This window comes from Paraburkholderia sp. GAS42 (assembly GCF_050436565.1).
Lineage (GTDB): Bacteria > Pseudomonadota > Gammaproteobacteria > Burkholderiales > Burkholderiaceae > Paraburkholderia.
The window spans coordinates 1-24,593 of record NZ_JBNDML010000027.1 but is presented as its reverse complement, the minus strand read 5'-3'; the positions used below and the strand labels follow the sequence as shown (position 1 = coordinate 24,593).

The window sequence follows — 24,593 nt, the reverse complement described above, 5'->3', positions numbered from 1 at the left end:
TGCTAAGAAGCGTTAGCCAGGGATGCAATCCCGGCAGCGCGCCAGCATCACGTTTCGCCGCCGCGAGCCCCACCCGTGCAAGCAGCGGGCCACTGCACGCCTGAGCGCGCGTATTCATGAAGCGTCTCGCTCACCCAGCACGGCTCTGCAACGCGATCCGCCAGAATCAGCGCATTCATGGAGACTTTGCACCCGGCGCTGGCAAACGCTTCCAGTTGCGGAACGGTTGCCCTCGATAGGGTCACGGGCTTGCCGGCAAGGATGTGTTCGAATCCTTCGCCGTAGACGTCCCAATGCGCCAATCCGCGCCGGCTCGTGCACTCGCGAAGCATGCGCGTGAGCTGCCGGGCGAAGTCATGCTCGCCTGCCCAGATCATGATGGGTATTGAACCGAGTGCGAGGCCGTAGACGAGCGACAGGTCGTGCTCGATCGAAGCGACGAGTTCGGCGCAGTCCCTTGCCAGCCTCACGGCGCGCTCAGTCTCGCCTTGCAGCCAGAGAATTCGCATGTACACCGTCATGCTCGCGATGCGGCCATCCATTTGCGCATCGTTTGCCTTTGAAAGGTTTTCCCGCGTGGGGCCAGCTTCGAGCGCGATGACCCTCTCGATCAGCGTACGCGCTTTCGCCTGATCGCCGAGGTAATGGTGTGCATAGGCGAGATTGCGGCCCGACATCTGATTGAGCGTCGAGTCTGCGGAACGATCCGCGAACGCCTGCATCGCCTCGGCCAGTGCGAGACCTTCCAGGTATCGACCTGTGACAAGCCGATGTGCAAATACGCCCCACAGAATGCGGAATTCCAGCGCCTCGTCACCCAGTCGTCGGCTCAGCGCGTAGGCACGTTCAAAAGCGCGTGCCATTTCGATGGTTGGCCCACGCGTATGCCAGAGCGAGTGTCCGTAGGCCACCAGCAGTTCGGCGTGCCGCGTGCTGCCGGCCTGCTCGGAGCGCTCGGAGCGCTCAACCGCTGCAATGGCGTGTTCGGCCATGCTGAGGAACTCGTGTGGCAGCGACAGATGGAGCCAGAGCGGCGCCGTGGCGATAACGAGGTCGATTTCGAGCTCCGGATCCCCCTCCTGATGGGAGGCCCACTCGAACGCCGCGCGGATATCGTCGATTCGCTTGCTGAGCTGGGCCAGCCATTGCGGTTGTGCCTTGCCCTCCCAGGCGGCGCCCAGGTCCGCGAAGGTCTCGCAGCAATGTATGGTATGGAGGCGCCTGGTCGCGTTCGCTTCGCCGGCTTCCAGCAATCGAAGGTGTGCGTATTGGCGGGTCGTGTCGAGAAGCCGATACGGGTTGTCGGCGTCACCGATATCGCGTGCGACAAGCGACTTGGCGACAAGGCCGCTGATCGCGTCGAACACCGCCAGTTCATCGATCTGCCCACAGCCTGCCACGGCAACGGCTTCACGCATGCCAAACGAAGAGCGCATCACCGACAGCCGGCGCAGGACGTGCTGCTCACGCGGGTCCAACAGCTCGTAGCTCCAGTCAAGCGTCGCTTTCAACGTCTGATGCCGCGGCAGTGCGGTTCGGCGCCCTTGTGTGAGCAGCGCAAAGCGGTCGTCCAGGCGCGCGGCGATCGCACGCACGTCCATGTGCGCGACGCGCGCCGCGGCAAATTCGATCGCCAAAGGAATTCCGTCCAGGCGCCGGCAAATGTCGGCCACGGCGCCGATGTTCGAAACCGTGAACTGAAAGGCGTCGTCGGCCGCCTTTGCGCGGTCGTGAAACAACGAGATGGCCGGAAAACTTCCGGCCGCCTCGATGCCGATCCGCGCACCGACGTCGGGAAACGGCAGGGCCGAAAGCCGATGCACCGACTCGCCATCCGCGCGCAACGGCTCCCGACTTGTTACCAGAAGGTGCACACCCGACGTGCCTTGCAGCAATTGTTCCGCGACCTGCGCGACCGCCTCGACGACATGCTCACAATTGTCGAGCACCAGGAGTATTGGGGTGTCGCCCAGTGAGGCAATCAGGCCGGGGACTGGATTGCCGCTGAATACGGCGACGCCGAGCGTCGACGCCACGGTACTGGCGACGCTCGCCTTGTCGGAAACGGGGGCGAAGTTGACGAATAGTGCGCGGATACCGGTACGCCCGGAAAAGCGATACGCGATAGCCACGGCGACCGTGGTTTTGCCGATGCCGCCGGGACCGGCGATGGTCAATAGCCTGCGTTCGGGAAGCTGGTCGGTCAGGCCGTCAATGACATCCTCCCGGCCGACGACCCGGGCGAGGGTCACGGGCAACGCTCGCGCACTTTCATCGGGGGTACTGGTCGGCGCAGTCGGCGCGGGGGCGGTGACTTGCGTAGCCCTCGTGGAATGGACCGGCACCGCCAGCCGATAGCCTCGTCCATTGTCGTTGACGATGTACCGGCTTTCCGATTGTCCATCGCTCAGCGCTTTCCGAAGGGTGGAAACGTGCACACGAAGCGCGCCATCGTCGACCACGCTTTCTTTCCAGACCTCGTCGCGCAGTTGACGCGTTGAGACCAGTTCGCCACCGTGCTCGGCTAGCACGATAAGAATATCGAGCGCACGACTGCCGATGCGGACTTCGTCACCATTTCTGGTGAGGACACGCTGCGGGAAATCGATGCGGAACGGGCCGAATGTCAGGCTATACCGGGTAACCATCAAAGCACCATGCGGGTCAACGGTACGATTATCCGTTGCGGTCAAAACAAGCTGTCCGGCAAATCCCATCCCTGCAAAGTCGGATACACGCGGGTGATTAGAATCGCTCTATCCCCGTGGCTTCGGTCGCGGACTGGCCTCCTGGATCGAAGGCGCGATTCTACCCGTTCATATCCTGGCGAAAAACTGCGGCTAGCGAGAAAGATATTTGAAAAAAGATCAAATATTGGCGATCGGCGTGTCAGAATCTCGACCCTAAACCTGTTCAAAAACGACACGATTTTGTTCCGAAAACAAGTATGAAGAGTACATTCGATGAGTTAGAGGCATTCGTTTCCGTGGTCGACACGGGATCCATCACGGCAGCCGCGAATCAGCTCAATCTAACCATTTCGGCAACGAGCCGAACGTTGGGGCGGCTCGAAGACAAGCTCGGGACGACGTTGTTGCGCCGGACGACACGCCGGCTGGAATTGACGGAAGAAGGACAAGCGTTTCTCCGCGACGCGAGGGCGATTATTTCGCTTCTGGAGAACGCGGAGGAGCAGATGGCAACCCGCCGCGAGCGACCGTCGGGGCGCTTGCGTATTGACGCAGCGACGCCATTCATGCTGCACGTCATCGTGCCGAACGTGCCGGGTTATCGAACTCGCTATCCGCAAGTGGAACTGGAGCTCAATAGCAATGAAGGGATCATCGATCTGCTCGAGCATCGCACCGATGTTGCCATCCGGATCGGCCAGTTGAAGGACTCGACCCTGCACAGCAGACCGGTGGGCAGCAGCCGTATGCGTATTCTCGCGAGCCCGGAATACTTGGACGCGCATGGCCAGCCGAGGCGGGTGGAGGATCTAAGGAAACTTTCACTGCTGGGATTCACTCAACCAGAAGGGTTGAATGTCTGGCCCATTCTCGGGCCCGACAATGCGCCTTACCGCATCTCGCCCGCCGTTCACTCCTCGAGTGGCGAGACGCTTCGGCAGTTGGCCCTGGCGGGTGCCGGCATTGTGTGTCTATCCGACTTCATGACGGCGCGCGACCGTCGCGAAGGGACGCTGGTGCAGCTTCTGCCTCGCCAGACACTGGATCTCCGGCAGCCGATCAACGCGGTGTACTACCGCAATACTGCGATTTCGTCGCGCATCGGGTCGTTCGTCGATTATCTGGTCGAGTCAGTGCGCGGTTCGGAATTCGAATGCTAGTGATGCCCGCGTGACCTTCAGGCGGGTAGCAGCCGCAATGGCTCGGTAATGGCCTGCGCAACCAGTAACCAGTCAAACGGATCGCGGTGAATATCGGCCAGATCGCGAACTGCCGCAGCGTGCGCCGCCGTCATGGGCAGTTCGCGAAAGCCCGCTTCTTCAATACGGGCTACTAGCTCGTTCACATCTGCGTCCAGCTTCGCGATTCCTGACTTCATTGCGATTTCCCAAATGCTCGCGTCGCTGACGAAAACGGTTGCTGCTCTCTTCAGAACTATTCAGCGTCGCGACAAGAACTTTTGGGCTCCCTATCGCTAACATTCTGACTCTAACTCAACTTGGTCGACAGGCGAGGCAAATATGATCGACGCAGGTAATACGGACGCAGGCCCAGTCGACGCTGAACCTCCATTTTCGTCCCTTGAGTATCGGCAGCACCAAATGTTTCCGCGCCTTTCTGATGCGGAGATCCGTAGTGCGAGCCGCTATGGCCGCCCCAAGGCGTTCAAGGTTGGCGATTCGATTTTCCGGACGGGGCGCGTTGCCGAAGGGCTATTCATCTTGCTGCACGGGAGTGTCCGGATCTATTCGTGCGATCCGCAAGGACGTACCACGGTCGTGACAGACCATCATTTCGGCCATTTCATGGCCGAAATGGCGCAACTCACCGGCAAACCGTCGCTGGTGGACGCGATTGCCATGACTGACTGCGAGACGCTCGTCCTGAACTCGGAGCAGTTGCGGGCGCTGATCATCGCGGACGCCCAGTTGGGCGAGCACATCATGCGCGCATTGATCCTGAGGCGTCTCGGGCTCATCGAGCAGGGGCTCGGTCCGATTATCGTCGGCAAGGGTGACGACGCGAGGGTGGTCCGCCTGCAAGGCTTTTTGCGGCGCAATGCCTATCCGGCTGCGGTGATCGATGCACACAAGGATTCGGACGCCGTGCAACTGCTTGCCGGCCTCACCTCGAAGGCCGAGGATTTTCCGCTTGTCTTCTGCCCGGACGGGTCGGTCCTGAGGGCGCCCGACGAAGTGGAGCTCGCCACCCGGCTCGGCCTCGTGCCGACGTTCAGTGCGTCGCAGCGTTACGACATCGCAATCATCGGCGCGGGTCCGGCGGGCCTCGCGGCGGCCGTTTGCGCAGCTTCGGAAGGGCTTTCGGTCGTCGTTTTCGATCGGCGCGCGCCGGGTGGTCAGGCCGGTGCGAGCGCACGTATCGAAAACTATCTCGGCTTTCCGACTGGCATATCGGGGCAAGCCCTTGCGGCACGCGCGTTACAGCAGGCATTGAAATTTGGTGTTCACGTGGCCATTCCCAGTGCGGTCGATCGGGTCGAGGGCGCGGCGGGCAACTTCATGCTCGCGCTATCCGATCGACAGTGCGTTCGTGCGCGGACGGTCGTGGTCGCGAGCGGAGCGGTGTATCGAAAGCCTTCCGTGACGGGCTTTGAACGTTTCGAGGGCAGAGGGATCTACTATTGGGCGTCGCCCATCGAGGCGCGTCTCGTCAGCGGGAAAGACGTTGTGCTGATAGGTGGGGGTAACTCGGCTGGGCAGGCTGTCGTCTTTCTCGCCAACTTTGCGAAAAGCATACGCGTTCTGATACGTGGAGACGGTCTCGAAGCGACCATGTCCCGTTACCTGATAGACCGGCTCAGCGCTCTGCCAAACGTGTCGATTTGCGCAAGATGCACGCTCGAATCACTGGAAGCGAGCGACGGTGGTCTTGAGCGAATTCGCGTCTTTCATCACGACAAGGGCAGCGAGCTCATAGAGGCGCGGCATCTTTTCCTGTTCATCGGCGCGGATCCAAAAACGGACTGGTTGACATCGTTGGGCGTTCAGCTGGACGAGCGCGGCTTTGTCGAAACGGGATCGTCCGATGCGAGCGCAGGCACTCGGCGCCTCCCGCTCGAGACGAATGTGCCGGGGCTCTTCGCGATCGGTGACGTCCGTTCAGGCGCGCCGAAGCGGGTGGCCGCAGCGGTAGGGGACGGCGCAGCAGTTGTCAGCCAGATTCATGCGTGGCTCAGTCGAGACGAGGCGCGCGTCAAGGTTTCGTGAGGCGCGCAATGAGGAGCGTTACGCGCCAGACGCGGGCGCTCGCCAGACAATGCTCAATGTGCGCCACGCTCGGGCTGGGGCGTCCACTCGTGCTCTTCGCCAGGCACTTTGCCGAAGGTCTGCGCAGCCCAGGCTTGCCGCGCAGCCACGATCTTCTCGCGCGAACCGGACACGAAATTCCACTCGATGAAGCGTTCGCCCGGCAGGTGCTCGCCGCCGAGGAGCAACACGCGCGCGCCATGCGCGCTGGCGAGTTCGGCCGTTGTGCGCGGCTCCAGCACGGCCATCGTTGCAGGAGACAACGGCGTCCCGTCGATGCTCAGATCTCCGTCGACGAGATAGACGCCGCGCTCCTCGTGCTCGGCATCGAGTGCGAGGCGGCCGGCAGCCGCGAACTCGGCGTGGACGTAGAGCGTGGGTGAAAACACTTCGACCGGCGAGGTCTTGCCGAAAGCCGTGCCGGCGATCACGTGTACGGTTGCCCCGTCGCGCGTGAACGTCGGCAGCGTATTGGCCGGGTGATGAATGAACGCGGGCGTGGCGTCTTCATGTTCGACGGGCAGCGCGACCCAGGTCTGAATGCCGTGGATTGCCTGACCAACCGGCCGGTCCTCCAGCGGCGTGCGTTCTGAATGGACGATGCCGCGCCCGGCCGTCATCCAGTTCACGTCGCCGGGTACGATCTTCTGCCGGTAGCCGAGGCTGTCGTGATGCACGAACGAGCCTTCGAACAGGTACGTGACGGTCGCGAGGCCGATATGCGGATGCGGGAGCACGTCCACGCCGCTGTCAGCGGGCAGCACAGCTGGCCCCATATGGTCGAAGAAAATGAATGGTCCGATGAGGCGCGCGGCACGAGCGGGAAGCACGCGACGCACGATCAGGTTGCCGATGTCGCTTTCGCGCGGCGTGAGCATAGCCTTAATCGTAGTGGGCATGATCAATATCTTTCGTTGACGGTCGACGCGGATGCAAGCCGTTACGGCTCGAGCAGCCGCAACAGCCGCAGTTCCTCGAAATCAAGCTCGGATTCGATGCGATGCAGGACCGCGTCGTCTACCTTGCCGTCGCGATGTAGGCCGAGCAATGCCCCGCGCGACACGCCGACGAGTTCGAGTTCGACACGCAGGAAGTGCGCACGGTGTTCGATGCGGTCCGCGCCCAACTGGTAGGCGCTTTCGTTCGCGGTGACGCGAATCCGGTATTCGGCTAGCAGCCGTTCGACCGTCGCGCGTTCGATGCCGGACGAGCGCTCGTCGATTTCCTCTAGCGCAGCAAGAGAGGCGCCGAACGTATGGGCGCGCGCCTCATGCTCGGACATGGTGTGACGGGCTGTCGGGCGCAGTTTCAGCAGCCGGATCAGCGGCGCCAGGCTGCCGCCCTGCACGACAAGCGTCGCGATGATCAGCACAAACGTGCTGAAGACGATCAGGTCGCGGCCGGGGAAATTAGCTGGCAGCGCGATTGCGGCCGCCAGACTGACTACGCCGCGCATACCCGCCCATCCGAGCACAACCGCTTCCTTGAAGGTCCACGGCTGGCGACCCGAGCGTTTCGCGCGCAACTGGTCGGGCAGCCAGATCGCAGCAAACACCCATGCAAGACGCGCAACGATGGCTGCGGCAGTTGCTGGCAATGCGACACGCAGCCCGGCCATCAACACGGCCGATTCGTGATTCACCCGTGAGAGAAGCGCATGCAGTGTGAGGCCGATCAGGATGAAGACCAGCGCCTCGAGCACGAACACGACCGCTTCCCAGGTCGCCTTGGCTTTGATGCGCATATCGGCGTCGAATACCCGATGCTGGCGGATGCCGAGCACGAGACCGCAGGTCACGACGGACAGCACACCCGATCCGCCGACGGCCTCCGCGATACCGTAGCTGGCCCACGCCATCACGAAGGTCACGACGATGCCGAGCATCGCATCGCCCAGACGCGGCAACACCCAACACATGGCCTGGCCGCACACGATGCCGACCGCGACGCCGATCAGGGTCAGCGTAAAGAACAGCACTGTTCCGCTCGTGACCGTGATCGTCGCGGCTAGCGCTGCCGAGACCGCCATCTGATAGAGCAGCAGGCCCGACGCGTCGTTCACGAGGCTTTCGCCTTCCAGCACGGCCACGAGCCTGGCGGGTAGCGGGTGGCGCTGAAGGATCGCTTTGGCGGCGACCGCGTCGGGTGGCGAGACGATCGCACCGAGCGCGAAGCATGCCGCCCATGGCAGGTTCGGGTTGAAGGCATGCACGGCGACAGCCACCGCGACGGTGGTGAACGTCACGGCCCCGAGCACGAGCGAAACGATCGTGCCGATGCCGCGTCGGAATTCCTTCCACGCCGTATAGAACGAACTCGACATCAGCAGCGGCGGTAGCACGGCCGTGAGCAGCAGGTTCGGGTCCACGTCGGGTACGCGCCTGCCTGCGACTGCGATCACACACCCGCCGAGCAGCAGGACGACGGCAGGCGGGATCGCGATGCGCTCCGCGAGCCACGTCAGGGCGCCCGCGCCGCAGATCAACAACAGGAGGTAGTGAAAAAACTCGACGTTGTTCATCCGCTAGAGGTCCGGGGATTGAACGTCGATCACGCCGTAGACGACGCCGGCAAGAATATCGGCAAGCAGCGAAAGGATGTCCGGATTCATGATGCGAGTCTTGGTTGGTGATCGTGGCGTGACGGGAACTACGCGAAAAGGCTCGCGGAAAAAGTATAGGTTCGTCTGGATCGGGAAGTGTCCGATTAAGAATATTTAATCTCTGGCGCATGCGGCATATCCGTTCGATCGGGCTTTGGGTCGTGCGTGAGCGCGTCGACGCCGCCGAATCGTGCCCATAACTTTTGCGCCTCGCTGTGCGCAAAGGCATGACGGGTTCATTTCAGGACTTTTGAGTTTGCGCCAAGGACTTTGGCCGCTTGCGTCTTTAGAGTGACAGCCGGCATGTGGCGTTTCTCAGCGAGTTCTCGCTCCTCGCCGCAACGCTATCCATCTCAACACGCAAGGTCGTCGCCACGCCCGCGCGCGGCGATGCAACGACGGAGATCCAGCATGAACAAAAAGCAAATCGATTCGACCAGGCCTTCGGCGTCGCGCCGCAGGCTGCTTTCGGCAAGTGCGGGCATGGCTGGCGCCGTGGCCGCCATGTCGGGCCTGTCCGCGAACGCAGCCGCGTCCGTGACGGGCGGCTCGGCGCATGCGCACGGCACCTCGCATCTTCACGGCGGCAGTTACGTGAGCGCGAAGGACGGCACGCAGATCTTCTTCAAGGACTGGGGCACGGGCGTGCCGGTCGTCTTCTCGCACGGCTGGCCGCTCTCGGCTGACGCATGGGACGCGCAGATGCTCTTCCTGGTGAATCGTGGCTACCGGGTGATCGCGCACGACCGCCGCGGCCATGGCCGTTCGGGCCAGCCGTCCGAGGGCAACGACATGAACACCTACGCCGACGATCTAGCGGCTGTGCTCGACGCGCTCGACGTGAAGGGCGCGATGCTCGTGGGCCATTCCACGGGCGGAGGCGAGGTGGCGCATTACATCGGCCGCCATGGCGAAAAGCGCGTGGCCAAGGCCGTGCTGATCGGCGCCGTGCCGCCGCAAATGGTCAAGTCTGCGAACAATCCGAACGGTCTGCCGATGTCGGTGTTCGACAACATCCGCGCCGGGGTGGCGGCGAACCGCTCGCAGTTCTATCTGGACCTGGCCACGCCGTTCTACGGCTTCAACCGCCCCGACGCAAAAGTCTCGCAGGGCCTCGTGCAGGACTTCTGGCGCCAGGGCATGGCCGGTTCGATCAAAGGCCAGTACGAGTGCATCAAGCAGTTCTCTGAAGTCGACTACACCGACGACCTCAAGAAGATCAGTGTGCCCACTCTGATCCTGCACGGCGACGACGACCAGATCGTGCCGATCGACGATTCGGCGAAGCTCTCGGCGAAGATCGTCAAGAACGCGACGCTCAAGGTCTACAAAGGCGCGCCGCACGGCATGTGCAGCACGCACGTCGATCAGGTCAATGCCGAGCTGCTCGAGTTCCTCAAGTCCTGAGGCGCTACGACGAGATCTGCGTGACTCGCTTGCGAGGCAACGCGCGTCGGTTCGGAACTCTTCGGCCTGTCACAAGGACCTTCAGCCGCGCGCCGCCTAAGCTCGATGCCAATCGCGGCCACCATGCCCCGCCGTGCGGCGGGGCATGCGTGAGTTCTCCCCGCTGCGGTTCATACGCGCACTGCAGCGCGCGACCCTGTCGGGCATACGCTGGCACGCGCACGGCTTGGCATGGCGCAGCAACGTGCCTGCGTCGGACCTGAACGGTTTGCTGGGGCGCTCCCGGCTGTAGTCGCCTCGCGTTTTGGACGAACGCGAAACAGGCTTTTTGCGCCTGGCGCCCGGTTTTGAGTGGCTTCGAAAAGGGAATGAAATGGGTTTGAAACTGCAAGGCTCGCACCCGCATAGCCTCGAGATCACGCGTCTGGCTGCCGCCGTTCGCGCGAACGCTGACGATGCGCGTGTCTGGCGCTGGTACGCCGACCTCATGGAAGACGGGCGCGTGAGTTGCACGCGTACGCGCAAGGGATGGCTGATCACCGTAGACGGTCGCTGCACGGTGGAAGACGAGTCGTTCGATTGCGCCGTGCGTCGAGCGGAGCAGACATGGAGTGACATCGCGCGGTCTCAGGTCAAGCTGCTCCGCCGCGGCAAGACCGCTGTGAAGACGATCGGCTCGAGTTTGCCGCAGCTTAGGTGAAGCGGCGAGGCAGCGTTGCTAAACCTAAAAGTGGTCGAGGCATCGTATCAGCAGATTTTCGCGAACGAACCTGCCGTCCTTGGATTATTCGCGTCCTCCCCGCTCGCCAATACTTCGATACGCGTCACCGGCCCCGTGATGTCCCCCGGAAGCGCTCGCTGACCCGTGGAGCAGGCAGTGTGACCCCGCCACAATGCGCCCACCTGTGTCGCTGACGCGGTAGCACCGCACGTTTGTCTGTCGATCGTCAACGATCTGAGTCTTCGAGTTAAAGGTCCGTCCTTGGCCGGCAGTACGCATTCACGCAGCCTGCCGGAAAGCTACCGTTGATGAACCCAACGTCCGCTCAGGAGAGCATTCGTCGAACTGGTGCTTGCGGCCAGAAGGCGCCATTCGTGAGTTAATTGATTGGCCGCTCGAACGGCGGCTCCTATCGCGGAAGCTGCCGATCCGTGGCAACGGGCGCCACGCATCTATTCGAGGTGCCCGCCCACCGCAGGGGTTCAGCGCATACTGTATCGACGCCCGGCTATCTGTTCGGCTGGCTTTGCCACAACATCACAATAACCTTGATGGCGAGGCAATCGCGGTCGGCCCATGCCGCGAGCAAATCTCCTACCAAAGATTTCACCGGGACACGCAAGCACCGCCCGGCGATGGCACCCGACGCTGGCCCCGCCTGAGCATTAGAAGTCGATGCGTTCCGGCCGGAACAACCGGTGCTTCCGCGCATCGCCCAAGCATCCGAGCGACCTTCGCCGGCGATCAGACAGTCAGTATCTTGAGAGCGAATTCAAGCCCGATATGCTGCGCGAGCGGTGGGTTTCCGGTGTTCCCTAAGCGCCGATCATGTTGCTTAGACGATCTCAATTGCCAGCGCTGTGGCCTCACCACCACCGATGCACAGACTCGCGACGCCTCGCGTCTCGCCGCGCTGGCGGAGTGCGCTCAGGAGCGTCACGACCAGGCGCGCGCCCGTTGCGCCGATCGGGTGACCCAGCGCGCAAGCACCTCCATGCACGTTCACGCGCTCGTGCGGAAGCGATAGTTCGCGCATGGCGGCCATGACGACCACGGCAAATGCCTCGTTAATTTCCCACAGGTCTACATCGGCCGCCTGCCACCCCATCTTGGCTAGCAGCTTCTGGATCGCACCCACGGGCGCAGTGGTAAACCAGGCCGGCTCCTGAGACTGTGTGGCGTGCCCGCGGATAACGGCCAGCGGTGTTAAACCACGCTCGTGCGCGGTGGACCGGCGCATCAGCACCACGGCCGCTGCTCCATCGGCGATCGAGGCCGAACTCGCCGCTGTGACTGTGCCGTCCTTTCCAAAGGCGGGTTTGAGGCTGGGGATCCTGGCCAGTTCTGCCTTCGCTGGCGCCTCGTCCTCGGCGACGAGTTTCTCGCCGCTGCGGCCCGGCACGGCAACTGGCGTAATCTCCCACCGCAACAGGCCGTCACGCTGCGCCTGTTGCGCGCGCAGCGTGGAGGTGGAAGCAAAGGCGTCTTGCGCCTCGCGCGTGAAACCGAAGTGGCGCGCGCAGTCCTCGGCGAAAGTGCCCATAAGACGGCCGCGGGAGGCGAGGCTGTAGTGATCCTCCAGGCCATCGAAGAACATGTGGTCCAGCACCTGGCCGTGTCCCAGGCGCTGGCCCGAGCGGCCCTTGGGCAACAGGTAGGGCGCGTTGCTCATGGATTCCATGCCGCCGGCCACGATCACCTGCTGACTCCCACTCAACAGCAGATCGTGCGCCAGCATCGTTGCCTTCATACCCGAGCCGCAGACCTTATTGATCGTGGTGCACCCCGCCGAGAGCGGCAAACCGGCGCTCAGCGCCGCCTGGCGTGCGGGCGCCTGCCCCAGGCCCGCCGGCAGCACGCAGCCCATGAGTATCTCGTCCACCCCCTCTGGCTGCAGCCCTGCGCGATCGAATGCGGCACGGATGGCGCTGGCGCCGAGTTGCGGCGCCGTGAGCGACGCGAAGTCGCCCTGGAAGCCGCCTAGCGCCGTGCGTGCGGCACCGACGATAACGACGGGATCATCTGAAGTCGAAGAAATGGGCATACGAGTCTCCATTCGCCGCTCCGCGGCGGCGTTGCAAGGGGTTCGGAAAGTTTTGCAGTTCACGGGTCATCTGAGCCCTTCCGGGTTCGGCGACTCGACGAACTCAAGCAAGGCGGTAGCCGGAACAATGACGTGCGCTCAAGGCGCCGAGTTCACCTTGCCGCCATACGGATGGCGCCATCAAGGCGGATCACCTCGCCGTTCAGGTAGGTGTTTTCGAGAATGTGCAGCACAAGGCCCGCGAATTCTTCTGGCCGACCAAGGCGCGCGGGAAAGGGGACCATCTTCCCAAGAGCGTCTTGTACCTCGGTGGGCATGCCTTTGAGCATCGGCGTCTCCATGATTCCGGGCGCGACCGCAAGTACGCGAATGCCATTGCGGGCCAATTCCCGCGCGATAGGCAGCGTCATCGCCACGACACCGCCTTTGGAGGCCGCATAGCCTGCTTGCCCAATCTGGCCATCGAACGCGGCGACTGAAGCAGTATTGATGATCACCCCTCGCTCGCCATCGGTCTCGGGCGTGTTTCTGGCCATGCAGGCTGCGGCCAGCCGTACCATGTTGAAAGCGCCGATCAGGTTGACCTGAACGGTGCGCGCGAAACTCTCTAGCCGGTGCGGGCCTTCGCGTCCAAGCACTTTCTCGGCGGGGGCAACGCCCGCGCAATTGATCAGCCCATGCAACGCGCCGACGATGTCGCAAAACGCGTTCAACGCACGCTCGGCGCTCGTTGCGTCGGATATGTCAGCCTTGGCGAAGTGAGCATTGCGGCCGAGTTCCGCCGCCAGCGCAGTGCCGGCGTCCTGGTCCAGGTCTACAAGCAGCACCGAGGCGCCCCCCTCCACCAGACGGCGCGCCGTCGCGGCGCCCAGCCCTGAGCCGCCACCCGTGATGACGAATCCTTTGTGTTGAATCTGCACCGCTGTCTCCCAAAAGCAAGTATCCGGACGCGCAACGGCCAGGCCCGTGCTTCGCCGGAAGCTCTGGATTCCGAAGCCATTGATGCCGCTTGCATGGTTCATGTGATATGGCCGCCATGCTGTATGACCTTGTCCAACAGTGCCACACTCGCGACAACGAACTGAACGGCCATGGTAAGCGGCAGGCGAGCGTACGCACATGCCCATAGACCTCTTCATGCGTGTGCCCGTCGGACATATCGGTCGGGGCATGGGTCGCCCGCCAGCGTTCTTCGGCCGATGACTGCCCGCGTTCAGTCGGGTAGCAGGTTTGACTTGCGCCCGGCAGCGATTAACATCACCACACTTTCTGTGGGTACGCCTGACTATGAATGACACTCAAGACAAGGGCACAACCTCTATCAGCCTGGTACGCGAGGCAATCCTCGCGGCGAGCCAACGGAATCTCGATGTGTCGGCCGTCCTCCAGCACGCTGGAATCGCGGCGGAATTGTTGAATGCGCCGAGAGCCCGTGTGCCGGCGTTGGCCTTTTCGCGTCTGTGGGCGGCTCTGGCCGACTTGATGGACGACGAGTTCTTTGGCCTCGACAGCCACGCACTGCGCCGGGGTAGCTACGCTCTGATGTGTCACGCGGTGCTGCATGCGGACAATCTGGAACACGCGCTGCGTCGCATGCTGAAGTTCCTGCGAGCGGTTCTCGACGACATTCACGGGGAGTTGCGCTGCGAAGGCGAGCATGCGGTGATCATCCTGCATGACGATGGGCGGACACGCCGGCTCTTTGCCTACGGGACGTGGTTCATCCTCGTGCACGGTCTTGCATGCTGGCTCGCACGCAGACGGATCCCACTGATCGAGATGCGGTTTCGCGCCTCCCCACCAATCGATGACAGCGACTACCGCATGCGCTTCTGCGAGGATGTGACGTTCTCCGCAGAGGAGACCCTGATCCGGTTCGATCGCAGTTTCCTCGGCCTCAAACTGTCCGGCACGGAAGCGAGCCTGCGTGTGTTCCTGGAGAACGCACCAGCCAATATCCTGGTCAAGTATCGCAATGAATCGAGCACTACGGCCCAGGTCAGGCGCCGACTAAGAAACCAGGCCCCCGACGACTGGCCGGACCTCGACGCGCTATCGCGGTTACTGAATCTATCCGCGGCCACGCTGCAACGCCGCCTGCTGGCCGAAGGCACGAACTACCGGCAACTGAAAGACGAATTGCGCCGTGACATCGCAATCGAGTTGTTTTCCAGCAGTTCTCTCACAGTCGCCGAAGTCGCTGCGCGGACTGGCTTTCAGGAAACCAGTGCTTTTCACAGGGCTTTCAGGAAGTGGACCGGGGCCAGCCCGGGAATGTACCGCCACGGCAAGGCCAACTCTTAACGTTAGAACTCGTACCGTTGTCATAGCGGAATTCGAGCGTTCCGACTTGCTTGTACGTCTGACCTGTCGAAACGGCTCGATCCTCGTTTCCGAACGAGCGTTGCGCAAAAGCATAGCTGCCGAGGCAAGGCAAAGTAAAGCCGGGCAACCGATGAATCGCATACAGGCGGGCAGCGCCCCAGCGGCATTGCACTCATCCTCACTTGAATTCTCGGGATGATGGGTCGCCAACGCATGAAGCACAACGAAAGCCCAACGTGTCCACAGACCTCATGCAAACTGAAGTCGGCGGACATGGATTGGCGTCCCAGCCAGGCTGACACTACAGTCGCGTCCGGCAAATCAGAACAAGCCTCGCACCCGGTTGCGCAGAGTATTCATAGCTGGCTCCGCAAGAGCCCCGCACTTGATCGCCGCCGCAAAATAAGTGAAGCGTCATCGCTTACTGGGGCACCAGTTTTCCCGCCAGCGCGTCACCGAATCGGCGGCGGCAAATAAAAATTGCCCTCGATGAGCAGCGCATTGCGGTAGCAAAAAAATATATGGAGACGAGAATGAGAACCCGGTTCAGAATTCGCCGAAGCCCGGCTATTGTGAGTGTTCTATTCGCAGCATCAGCCGTTACCGTATCTGGCTGCGGCGGCAATGACGCGGCACCGGCAAACGCCGCTGTCGTGACGCCAGCCGCGAAGTGTAGTGCGTTGGCTGGTATGACTGTTCCTGCCAGCTCTATTGGGTTGCCGACAACCGGTGCCACTGTCGTGTCAGCGACGCTCGTTTCTGATACTGATTCTGCTAACAGCAATGGTGAGTACTGCAAAGTGCTCGGAACTATCCATCCGGTCGATTTCAATGCGCCCGATATCCGGGTGAAGGTGGACCTTCCGACTAACTTTAACGGAAAAGCTGTTCACTTCGGTGGCGGGGGATTTGACGGCACCATCGCCAATACCGAGGGCTCACCATTTGACGGGTTCTTATCCGGGGCAGAGCCCGCAGGCGTCAGTACGCCGTTGCGCAGGGGTTATGTGACTGTCGGGAGCGACAGTGGGCATGAGGGAACCATCCTAGACGGTTCCTTCGCAACAAACGATGAGGCACTCGCCAACTATGCTGGCGACCACATCAAGAAGACGCATGACTTCGCAGCCTACATCGCAAAGGCAAGATATGGCTCGGACTTCGCGCACAGCTACTTTATTGGTGGTTCGAGTGGCGGACGACAAGGTTTGATTGCGGCACAACGGTTCCCGCAAGACTACGACGGTATCATTTCGACCTATCCAGCTTCAGGAATAACAGGACTATGGCTCCAGATGGGCAGGATCTCGCAATCCCTGCTGGCACCCGGAGGATACGTCACGCCTGCTAAAGGCAAGGCCGTTCTCGCAGCGGTCATGAAGCAATGCGACGCTCTGGATGGCGTCGCTGACGGCATTATCAGTAACCCTGCAGCATGCGCGTTCGATCCAGCAGTGATTCGCTGCTCCGGCGGGGGCGACACCGGTGACAGTTGCTTGTCAGACGCACAAATCAATACGCTAACCACCGCTGGCACACCGCTTAACTTTAGCTTCAATCTGGCAAGCGGAATACAGACATTTCCAGCATATAACGCATTCACCGGGGCGGATTTTTGGTCCACTAGCTTGGCCTGGGGCACTTCCGCTGCCGATGCGATGGTCGAGCCTGGGGTGATCGGCAAGAGCGCATTTTATTACACGTTTTCAAATGACATGCTCCGGTTTGCGGTCGCTCGCGACGCTGGATCAAGCATTCTGAATTTTAATTCTGCCAACCCGGGATCATTAACTTCGCGCGTCCAGGCGGTGAGCGCACTCATGGACAGCACCAGCACTGACTTGAGTCAATTCCAGAGCCGCGGCGGCAAGATCATTCTCCAGCACGGGCAATCAGACCAGTTCATTCCGGCGCAATTGTCGATTGATTACTATAACCGGCTGGTATCCCGATTCGGGCAGGGGCCACTTAGTCAATTTCTGAAGTTCTACCTGGTTCCGGGCGCGGCCCACGGCTTCGGCGGACAATTCAATGGTTCATATGACGGTCTGACGGCGTTGGACAACTGGGTGACGAAAGGAATTGAGCCCAAAGATCTGACTATCACCGACCTGACTCCGACAACAGCCGGACGTACCAGGCCCATGTGCGAATACCCACAGTGGCCCAAATACATCGGTGGCGACCAGAATCTGGCGGCGAGCTTCTTGTGCTCGAATTAGTCCGGTTCGCCGTGCGCACCCATTGGCCGTGCCGGACGGCCACCTTCCACCCGGAATTTCCAGCGCTGACGCGACTGGGTGCGCACGTTCCGGCCCGATGCAAAGCCCCACCCCGTTAACGACCTGCAACGGCATCCGGCTTGCGGCCACACTGAGCGGGCTCACCGCATTTCGTTGCGCAGGAACTTTGCGTCGATCCGCTGCTCGCGGATCCTGCGCTATATAGCGCGCGGCTCGACTATCCCGCCGAGCTGATCCGCAGCGTCCATCTTTACGCCCGTACTCAGACGAATAACCAGTGCGCTGCGGACAGTCGCAACGGGGGCATGGTTTGTCCGAGGGACTGCGTCAATCCGTCGTCACGAGAAGCGATTTCTCCAACTGGAAATCGGTGCCCTCGCCTAACAGAGATTGGGCTACCGCCGGCGGCGCAACGCCGGAAACGCTGGTGTTCGATGACCTCATCCAGGTTGAAGTTGATGGACATGGACTGCCACCTGCGTCCGCCTGACACTGGTGGCAGCACGACAGCAGCGGTTGATTGGGGCGCGATAAAGGCGCCCCATCGATGGCGCCCACAGCTCGCGCGGATTTCACGCACGAGATTAAAACCAAGGAGACGACATGAACCAGATAGACGTGTATTCACTCGCCGGCCGGGCCAGATTCAATAGCTTTCATACCCTTGTCCTGTTCTGGTGTGTCTTGATGTTGATACTCGATGGCTACGATCTTGCCGTCGTCGGCGCGGCGCTGCCATCGATCATGAAAGACATGCACATCGGCGCGACCAGCGCGGGCATCATGGCTGGTTCGACACTTGTTGGGGTCATGCTCGGGGCCATTTTCCTTGGCACGCTGGCGGACCGTTTCGGACGACCAACGATGATGTGCGTTTGCGTGGCCCTTTTCAGTCTTTTCACGGCGTCCGCCGGGTTGACGAGCGATCCAATCAGTTTCAGCGTGACGCGCTTTGTCGCCGGCCTAGGCATCGGCGGAGTCTTGCCGATTGTCACCGCGCAGATGGCGGAGTTTTCGCCCAATGCGTTGCGTACCCGATTGGTCACGCTGGTGTTCGCAGGCTATTCGATTGGCGGGATTCTGGTGGCGCTGACTGCAAAGCAGCTTATCGACAGCTACGGCTGGCAATCCGTCTTTTTTGCCGCGGGCCTGCCTGTCCTGTTGATCCCATTCATCATCAAAACGATGCCCCATTCAATGATTTTCCTGCTCAAAAGCGGCCGGCACGACGAACTGCGCACAGTCATGAAGCGGCTGGTGCCCGACTATCCGCTGAGCGGTCGAGAGCAGTTTGCAGGTTCCTTGTCAGACAAAGCCAGCGACGCTTCGGTGCGACGACTCTTCCAGGATGGGCGGGGCTTCAGTACCACGATGATCTGGGTCGCGTTCATGACGGGCCTCTTCATGGTCTACGCGCTCAGTTCGTGGTTGACCAAGCTGATGGCCATGGCTGGGTATAGCCTGGGTTCAGCTTTGAACTTCGTGATCGTCTTCAACGTCGGCGCGATCGCCGGTGCGATCTTCGGCGGTTGGCTCAGCGACAAGGTCAACATCAAGCGGGTGCTGATTGCGTTCTACATCGTCGGGGCGGTTGCGCTGTCGCTGATGGGCTACACGAAGTCGACCGTATCGTTGTTTGCCGTCGTATTCGTTGTCGGCGCATCGACGCTCGGTACGCAATTGCTTGCCTACGCTTATGCGGGTGACTTCTATCCACATGCGATCCGGTCTACCGGTGTTGGCTTTGCTTCTGGCGTGGGCCGGATCGGCGCGATTGTGGCTCCGGTGCTCATTGGTTGGCTCGTCTCCCTGAAGTTGCCGCTGGAACAGAATTTCATGGCAATCGGCCTGGCTGGCCTCATCGGCGCGGCGGCGGTGACGCTGATCAACCAGACACGTGCCGATTCGCATCGCTCAAACAGCGTGCCTGTTGTCGCGGTTCAGGGCGGCGCGGGGCGCTGACATTTCCGCCATATGCAGCTTCGTGGCCGAGATTCTTGCGAACAACGCGGCTCGTACGGGCGTTACCCTCAACAAACGCTACATGATTCAGTGCAGCGCAACTTTCAATCCCGGCATCGAAATGGACCGTCTATCTCCTCCTCCCTTGAGCTCGTTTGCCGACGTGAACCGAGCCGTCGATTGGGCGCTCGTCACGCGGCGCAGCGTCCGTGCTTTCCTGCCCACGCCGGTTCCTCGCGAGCAGATCGAGTCCATCCTCGACGTGGCTCGCTTCAGCGCAACCGGCGTCAACATCCAGCCCTGGCATGTGCATGTCGTGACAGGCGCCATGAAGTCCCGCCTGTCTGCCGCCATCAACGAGATCAATGACGATCCCGTTCGCAGCTCCGACCTGGACGAGCCCTATGACTACTACCCGCGCGAATGGATCGCACCGTATGTGGACCGCCGGCGTGAGGTTGGTTGGAACCTGTATGGCCTGCTGGGCATCGAGAAGGGTGACAAGGAGCGGATGCACGTCCAGCACGGTCGCAACTACAGCTTCTTCGATGCACCGGTGGGCCTGTTTTTCACGGTTGACCGGATCATGCGTGAAGGAAGTCTGCTGGACACGGGCATGTTCCTGCAAAGCGTCATGATCGCCGCCCGCGCGCGGGGCCTCGACACGTGTCCGCAGGCGGCTTTCAACAAGTTCCACCGTGTCATCGCTAACGAACTGTCCATTCCCGACAACCACATGTTGGTGTGCGGAATGAGTCTGGGTTATGCGGATCCCAACTGCATCGAGAACACTCTGGTCACGGAGCGCAGTGCGGTCGGCGATTTCACTACTTTCTACCAAGAATGAATGGAGACAAAGTCATGAGTGCAACGGCCTATTCTCGAGGACTTGAGAAGAACGCGGCAAACCACGTTCCATTGACGCCCTTGACCTTCCTTGATCGAACCGCCGACGTCTATCCGAATCGAACCGCGATCATTCATGGCGACTTCCGGCAGACATGGGCGAAGACGCGCGAGCGTTGCTATCGCTTCGCGTCGGCGCTCGTTCAGTTGGGCATCGAACCGGGCGACACGGTGTCGATCATTGCGCCGAACACCCCGGCCATGCTTGAGGCCCACTTCGGCGTACCGCTCTCGGGGGCGGTTCTCAACGCCATCAATTGCCGACTCGATGCTGACGGTGTCGCCTTCATTCTGCGCCACGGCGAATGCAAGCTCCTGCTCGTAGACCGCGAATTTGCACCGCTCGTCGAGAAAGCATTGCAGTCAGTTCCCAATCCGCCGCGTGTGATCGACATCAACGATCACGAAGCGCCCGATGGCCCCACCATCGGGGAAACTGATTATGAGTCGCTGCTGGCGAGCGGTGATCCGGCATTTGCGGGCCGCCGCCCGCTCGACGAGTGGACGCCCATTGCATTGAACTACACGTCCGGGACGACCGGGGATCCGAAGGGCGTCGTTCCGAGCCACCGCGGCACCTATCTGATGAGCCTGTTGCAGATGACGAACTGGCCGCTCCCGCGTGCGCCGGTTTACCTGTGGACGCTTCCCATGTTCCACGCGAACGGCTGGTGCTTCACATGGGCGATTACTGCCGCGGCGGGAACGCACGTCTGTTTGCGCAAGGTGAATGCCGCGAATATTCTCTCCGCCATCGTCGAGTACGGTGTCGATCATTTTTGTGCGGCGCCGATCGTGCTCTCAGGCATTGCGAGCATGCCTCAATCGGAAAGGCAGCCGCTGCCGCGCCGTGTGCGGGTTCTTACCGCCGGCTCGCCGGCGCCGGCAGCGGTTCTGGAGGCCGTCGACGCAATGGGTTTCGACGTCGACCACGTCTTTGGCATTACCGAGATCTCCGGCACGCCCATCAGCTGTGCCTGGCACGACGAGTGGGATACATTGCCGCCCGAGCAGCAAGGGAAACTGCAAGCGCGACAAGGTGTACGTGCGGCAGCGTTCGAGAACATGTCGGTCGCCGATCTTGCGACGCTCGAACCAGTGCCCGCCGATAGCAAGTCTTGCGGCGAAGTTCTCGTCCGGGGGAATACGGTGATGATGGGATATTTCAAGAATGCCGACGCAACGGCAAAAGCTTTCGCCGGCGGCTGGTTTCATACCGGAGATCTTGCTGTCGTTCATCCAGATGGCTACATCCAGATCACGGACCGCTCCAAGGACGTCATCATCTCGGGCGGAGAAAACATTTCGTCCGTCGAGGTGGAGGAGGTCATTTATCGCATGTCAGGCGTGCTCAACGCGGCCGTGGTCGCTCAGCCGGATGACAAATGGGGCGAGACGCCTTGTGCGTTTGTCGAACTGAAGCCGGATGCCTCTAACATAACGGAGAAGGATGTCATCTTGTTCTGCCGGGAGCGACTGGCGCATTTCAAATGCCCGCGCCGCGTGATTTTCGGGGAATTGCCCAAGACCGCTACAGGCAAGATCCAGAAGTTTCGTCTGCGGGAGCAAGCGGGCAGCCAGGTAGCGATCACGAGGTTGGCGGGATGAAGCTGTTGGTGCGCTGAGCGCGCCACGCGCTGTAAAGTGCGACTACGGTCAAGTGCGGCTGTAGTCGCGCGTATTCGTGCGGGTTCATCATGGAGCAGCGCAGTGCGTACACGCCGTGCCATTTCCGGCCGGTCCGCCAGGAAATACCGCACATCGATTCCAGCAGGGGGGTGCTCTTGACGCGCGAGATTGACCCGGAGCGACGGAATGGCGCCGCCCGCAAATCCGGTCACGAGAAGCAATCGCTCTGCTCGGGACGTAGGGCAAGCGCAGTTTGATCTTATAGCGGCCTTGCATCATCAGCCGCCAACGAAACCGGGAGCCGATACCGTTCGAAGCGACAGGCGACAGACACGGCTGCATAACCCCGAATCGAATCTATGTGCCACACAAAACCGAGACACCCCCACCTGCCAAACGCGGTGTGACGGGCGGCTCCCCGTCCAATAGCTGACATTGAGACGATGAAAGCGGGAGGGGCGCCTATGGGTCGAGAAGACTCATTCATTGACAGTGAGACGTGCCATTCGCCGACGCCAGTTTGCGAATGGCTGCAAACCAACGTGCAGCCGACGCACCGCTCCCTATCGCCGAACGTCAGCTGTGGCCGAAGAAGCGACGAGCATGGTTGCGCCGTATGCGTCCCCTGCTGGAGTGGACCGGCCGTTCAAGTGTCCATCCGAGCATCCGCTCGAGGTCAACCGCGGTCCGATGCTGAACGGCCAAACCGGCCGGCTTCGCTTTGGCCTTTGAGAGCGGGCGCGGATACGACGGCTGATCGTCGGCCACGGCGATCGCACGGATTCGCCACGATTTAAGGTGGTTTTACCGTCGGCGACCCATTCGTCGCATGCGATGTTTTCTGAAAGATTGCGGTGGCAGGGTCAACTCTGCGATAGGTTCTCGGGCTCGACAAACAATAAACGGCCGCCCCCGTGCGATGTTCGCAATGAACCGGTCAAGGCCTGACCTCACACTGGACCGACTTGCGCGCCGCTTTCTCATCTTCGTCACCTTCCTCGAACACAGTCATCGGCGTCGTTCTGCGCAGCTACCCTCCCCGCTCAGTTTCCTTCGTCCAGAATTTTTGCTTCACTCCGAATTGACCATCGTGCCCATCCTGGTTTTGGCAGTCCGCTGGCTATCGCCTGTCCAATAATTCCGTGCGTCCACGGCACGCGGACGCCTGGAAAAATTGGACGCTGAGCGTCTCGGACAAGCAATCGAAAAGTAGTCCCTTCATGACAGGTTTCCGCACTGCGCGCGTCAACTGCGCTGTGCTGCGCTACCCTCGCACGCTGCATACACTCCAGCGCCCTGGGGCGGGCAATCGCTAAATGAGCGAATCGCAGCATTTCCATGCGCACGACCGCCGGGGGCTGAGTTCGCGTATCCGTCAGCGCATCCCGTCTTGAACACACGTAAGCGCGGTGCGAAGGTGATGCCATCGTAACGACGGAGCAATGCGATGGACGACGCAACGGGAGAGGCCGTACCGACGGGTGCACGACGCCCCCGGGCAACGCGAAGCATTCTGGCGCGAGAGGGTCATGGCATGGACCACAAGCGGACTGGGCCTTCGACGTTTCTGTCGTGAGCAGGGGCTCGCCGTCAGTACCTTCGGCCTGTGGCGCAAGAAGCTCTCTGGCGAGACACGAGCAGACGCGCACCCGCTCGCGGTCACACCGGACGCGGCATTTATCGTTTCCCATCCGGACACCGCACCCGCCATTCAGGCGCCGCCATCGACGGTAGACGCTCCGTCGTCTTCACGTGATCGGGTGACGTTGTCGCTCGCCGGTGTTCGCATCGAGCTGACCGGCGCTCATGCCGAGCGCGTTGTGCGTTTCGTGCTCGGACAGCTTGGAGGTGCACGGTGCTGATCGCAGCCGATGTCCGTGCGTATATCTGCCGTGGGCCGGTCGACATGCGCAAATCGATTGATGGGCTGTCGTATCTGGTCGAACCACTGCTTGCCCAGAACCCTGTCTCGGGCAATCTGTTCGTGTTCGTCGGCCGCGATCGCTCGAAAGTCAAATGCCTATACTGGGATCGCACCGGCTTCGCACTCTGGTACAAGCGCCTTGAACGGCGCCGCTTTCCGTCACCGTTGGCGCTCGCGCAACGCGGCTTCACGCTTGCCGAACTCAACGCCTGGCTCGAGGGCATTGAGATCCCGGCGCGCGAGCCGCATCGCGCCGTCGCGGTGACGCGCGTGAGCTGAATTGGCTGTCGCCTGCGCAGATACAACGCTCCCCGATCTTGTAAGCGTAGCGCGAGTTGGGCATCATGATAGCCATGCCGCCCACCGCCATCACTGTCGCGGAACTGCCGGTCGAGCCCGATGCGCTTCAAGCCTTCGCGCTCGAGCAGAACCGGCTGGCGTGCGCGCTGTGGGAGCAGCTGGAAGCGCTGCAGCACCAGATTGCCCAGGCGAACCGCGCGCGCTTCGGCGTCAGTTCCGAGCGGCTGGCGGGCCAGGCGGAACTGTTCGATGCCACCACGGCGTTACCCGTTCCGCCCGGGCCCGCAGAGGTTCCGGTCGCGGGCCACACCCGCAAGGGGCGTCCGGCCCTGCCGAAGGACCTGCCGCGCACGCGCATTGAATACGATCTGAATGACGAACAGAAAGCCGCATTCGATTCGCTTGAGCGTTTCGGCGAGGAGCGCAGCGAGACGCTGCACTGCCGGACAACAACGTGATTCATGCCGCTAGCGGCATGAAACGCATTATGCCGACTTCCGGATTATGCCGCGTCATGAATCCACAGGCGCAGCAGTTGGGCGGATCCCTGTTCCGGGTCGCTCGGATTGTCGGC

Annotated in this window: 18 protein-coding genes; 12 read left to right on the top strand and 6 right to left on the bottom strand. The window is 61.5% G+C overall.

Annotation, left to right across the window (positions count from 1 at the left end):
• Positions 1-47 precede the first annotated feature (47 nt).
• Positions 48-2,648 (bottom strand): ATP-binding protein, encoded by a 2,601-nt coding sequence (locus P3T16_RS30005; protein ID WP_429259600.1) that lies wholly within the window; start codon positions 2,646-2,648, stop codon positions 48-50.
• Between the two features lie 299 nt (positions 2,649-2,947).
• Between P3T16_RS30005 and P3T16_RS30000 the strand changes: the two genes are divergently transcribed.
• The gene (locus P3T16_RS30000; protein ID WP_429259601.1) at positions 2,948-3,850 is read left to right on the top strand and encodes a LysR substrate-binding domain-containing protein; all 903 of its coding nucleotides are present in this window, start codon (positions 2,948-2,950) and stop codon (positions 3,848-3,850) included.
• A gap of 17 nt (positions 3,851-3,867) precedes the next feature.
• Here the strand turns inward: P3T16_RS30000 and P3T16_RS29995 are convergent, their stop codons facing one another.
• Positions 3,868-4,122 (bottom strand): type II toxin-antitoxin system VapC family toxin, encoded by a 255-nt coding sequence (locus P3T16_RS29995; RefSeq protein ID WP_429345048.1) that lies wholly within the window; start codon positions 4,120-4,122, stop codon positions 3,868-3,870.
• A gap of 88 nt (positions 4,123-4,210) precedes the next feature.
• On the opposite strand from P3T16_RS29995, the gene P3T16_RS29990 reads away from it, so the two are divergent.
• A complete protein-coding gene (locus tag P3T16_RS29990; protein ID WP_429345008.1) occupies positions 4,211-5,917 on the top strand; it encodes an FAD-dependent oxidoreductase in 1,707 nt (568 codons plus the stop codon).
• A gap of 53 nt (positions 5,918-5,970) precedes the next feature.
• Here P3T16_RS29990 and P3T16_RS29985 read toward each other — a convergent pair whose 3' ends face one another.
• Together P3T16_RS29985 and P3T16_RS29980 are read right to left on the bottom strand one after the other, a co-directional pair.
• A complete protein-coding gene (locus P3T16_RS29985) occupies positions 5,971-6,855 on the bottom strand; it encodes a pirin family protein (RefSeq protein ID WP_429259603.1) in 885 nt (294 codons plus the stop codon).
• Between the two features lie 41 nt (positions 6,856-6,896).
• Positions 6,897-8,477, bottom strand: coding sequence for a cation:proton antiporter (locus P3T16_RS29980; protein WP_429259604.1), 1,581 nt, complete (start codon positions 8,475-8,477; stop codon positions 6,897-6,899).
• 492 nt (positions 8,478-8,969) lie between these two features.
• Between P3T16_RS29980 and P3T16_RS29975 the strand changes: the two genes are divergently transcribed.
• Both P3T16_RS29975 and P3T16_RS29970 read left to right on the top strand, forming a co-directional pair.
• Positions 8,970-9,965, top strand: a complete 996-nt coding sequence (locus P3T16_RS29975; protein ID WP_429259605.1) for an alpha/beta fold hydrolase — start codon at positions 8,970-8,972, stop codon at positions 9,963-9,965.
• Positions 9,966-10,338: 373 nt separating this feature from the next.
• The gene (locus tag P3T16_RS29970) at positions 10,339-10,665 is read left to right on the top strand and encodes a hypothetical protein (RefSeq protein WP_429259606.1); all 327 of its coding nucleotides are present in this window, start codon (positions 10,339-10,341) and stop codon (positions 10,663-10,665) included.
• 856 nt (positions 10,666-11,521) lie between these two features.
• Here P3T16_RS29970 and P3T16_RS29965 read toward each other — a convergent pair.
• Entirely contained in the window at positions 11,522-12,730 is a 1,209-nt protein-coding gene (locus P3T16_RS29965) for an acetyl-CoA C-acyltransferase (protein WP_429345007.1), read from the bottom strand.
• Between the two features lie 152 nt (positions 12,731-12,882).
• A complete protein-coding gene (locus P3T16_RS29960; protein ID WP_429345047.1) occupies positions 12,883-13,650 on the bottom strand; it encodes an SDR family NAD(P)-dependent oxidoreductase in 768 nt (255 codons plus the stop codon).
• Between the two features lie 367 nt (positions 13,651-14,017).
• On the opposite strand from P3T16_RS29960, the gene P3T16_RS29955 reads away from it, so the two are divergent.
• From P3T16_RS29955 to P3T16_RS29920, 8 genes are all read left to right on the top strand, one after another.
• Positions 14,018-15,034, top strand: a complete 1,017-nt coding sequence (locus P3T16_RS29955; protein ID WP_429345006.1) for an AraC family transcriptional regulator — start codon at positions 14,018-14,020, stop codon at positions 15,032-15,034.
• A 554-nt stretch (positions 15,035-15,588) separates the two neighbouring features.
• A complete protein-coding gene (locus P3T16_RS29950) occupies positions 15,589-17,277 on the top strand; it encodes a tannase/feruloyl esterase family alpha/beta hydrolase (RefSeq protein ID WP_429345005.1) in 1,689 nt (562 codons plus the stop codon).
• Positions 17,278-17,901: 624 nt separating this feature from the next.
• Complete coding sequence (locus P3T16_RS29945; protein ID WP_154564013.1) at positions 17,902-19,260, top strand: MFS transporter; 1,359 nt, start codon at positions 17,902-17,904, stop codon at positions 19,258-19,260.
• Positions 19,261-19,342: 82 nt separating this feature from the next.
• Positions 19,343-20,107 carry a nitroreductase gene (locus tag P3T16_RS29940; RefSeq protein ID WP_429345046.1) on the top strand — a complete coding sequence of 255 codons (765 nt, stop codon included), beginning with the start codon at positions 19,343-19,345 and terminating at the stop codon, positions 20,105-20,107.
• 14 nt (positions 20,108-20,121) lie between these two features.
• Entirely contained in the window at positions 20,122-21,774 is a 1,653-nt protein-coding gene (locus P3T16_RS29935; RefSeq protein ID WP_429345004.1) for an AMP-binding protein, read from the top strand.
• Between the two features lie 1,550 nt (positions 21,775-23,324).
• Complete coding sequence (gene tnpA / locus P3T16_RS29930) at positions 23,325-23,657, top strand: IS66 family insertion sequence element accessory protein TnpA (protein WP_429345003.1); 333 nt, start codon at positions 23,325-23,327, stop codon at positions 23,655-23,657.
• Positions 23,651-23,998, top strand: a complete 348-nt coding sequence (tnpB, locus tag P3T16_RS29925; protein ID WP_429345002.1) for an IS66 family insertion sequence element accessory protein TnpB — start codon at positions 23,651-23,653, stop codon at positions 23,996-23,998. Before tnpA ends, tnpB begins: the two co-directional genes overlap by 7 nt.
• Before the next feature lie 74 nt (positions 23,999-24,072).
• Complete coding sequence (locus P3T16_RS29920) at positions 24,073-24,477, top strand: hypothetical protein (RefSeq protein WP_429345001.1); 405 nt, start codon at positions 24,073-24,075, stop codon at positions 24,475-24,477.
• The last annotated feature ends 116 nt before the right edge of the window (positions 24,478-24,593 follow it).

What these genes read in the sequence shown, in the direction of transcription:
- P3T16_RS30005 (WP_429259600.1), bottom strand. Translation starts at nt 2,648, where the DNA reads ATGGTTACCCGGTATAGCCTGACATTCGGCCCGTTCCGCATCGATTTC.
- P3T16_RS30000 (WP_429259601.1), top strand. Translation starts at nt 2,948, where the DNA reads ATGAAGAGTACATTCGATGAGTTAGAGGCATTCGTTTCCGTGGTCGAC.
- P3T16_RS29990 (WP_429345008.1), top strand. Translation starts at nt 4,211, where the DNA reads ATGATCGACGCAGGTAATACGGACGCAGGCCCAGTCGACGCTGAACCT.
- P3T16_RS29985 (WP_429259603.1), bottom strand. Translation starts at nt 6,855, where the DNA reads ATGCCCACTACGATTAAGGCTATGCTCACGCCGCGCGAAAGCGACATC.
- P3T16_RS29980 (WP_429259604.1), bottom strand. Translation starts at nt 8,477, where the DNA reads ATGAACAACGTCGAGTTTTTTCACTACCTCCTGTTGTTGATCTGCGGC.
- P3T16_RS29975 (WP_429259605.1), top strand. Translation starts at nt 8,970, where the DNA reads ATGAACAAAAAGCAAATCGATTCGACCAGGCCTTCGGCGTCGCGCCGC.
- P3T16_RS29970 (WP_429259606.1), top strand. Translation starts at nt 10,339, where the DNA reads ATGGGTTTGAAACTGCAAGGCTCGCACCCGCATAGCCTCGAGATCACG.
- P3T16_RS29965 (WP_429345007.1), bottom strand. Translation starts at nt 12,730, where the DNA reads ATGCCCATTTCTTCGACTTCAGATGATCCCGTCGTTATCGTCGGTGCC.
- P3T16_RS29955 (WP_429345006.1), top strand. Translation starts at nt 14,018, where the DNA reads ATGAATGACACTCAAGACAAGGGCACAACCTCTATCAGCCTGGTACGC.
- P3T16_RS29950 (WP_429345005.1), top strand. Translation starts at nt 15,589, where the DNA reads ATGAGAACCCGGTTCAGAATTCGCCGAAGCCCGGCTATTGTGAGTGTT.
- P3T16_RS29945 (WP_154564013.1), top strand. Translation starts at nt 17,902, where the DNA reads ATGAACCAGATAGACGTGTATTCACTCGCCGGCCGGGCCAGATTCAAT.
- P3T16_RS29940 (WP_429345046.1), top strand. Translation starts at nt 19,343, where the DNA reads ATGATTCAGTGCAGCGCAACTTTCAATCCCGGCATCGAAATGGACCGT.
- P3T16_RS29935 (WP_429345004.1), top strand. Translation starts at nt 20,122, where the DNA reads ATGAGTGCAACGGCCTATTCTCGAGGACTTGAGAAGAACGCGGCAAAC.
- tnpA (WP_429345003.1), top strand. Translation starts at nt 23,325, where the DNA reads ATGGCATGGACCACAAGCGGACTGGGCCTTCGACGTTTCTGTCGTGAG.
- P3T16_RS29920 (WP_429345001.1), top strand. Translation starts at nt 24,073, where the DNA reads ATGCCGCCCACCGCCATCACTGTCGCGGAACTGCCGGTCGAGCCCGAT.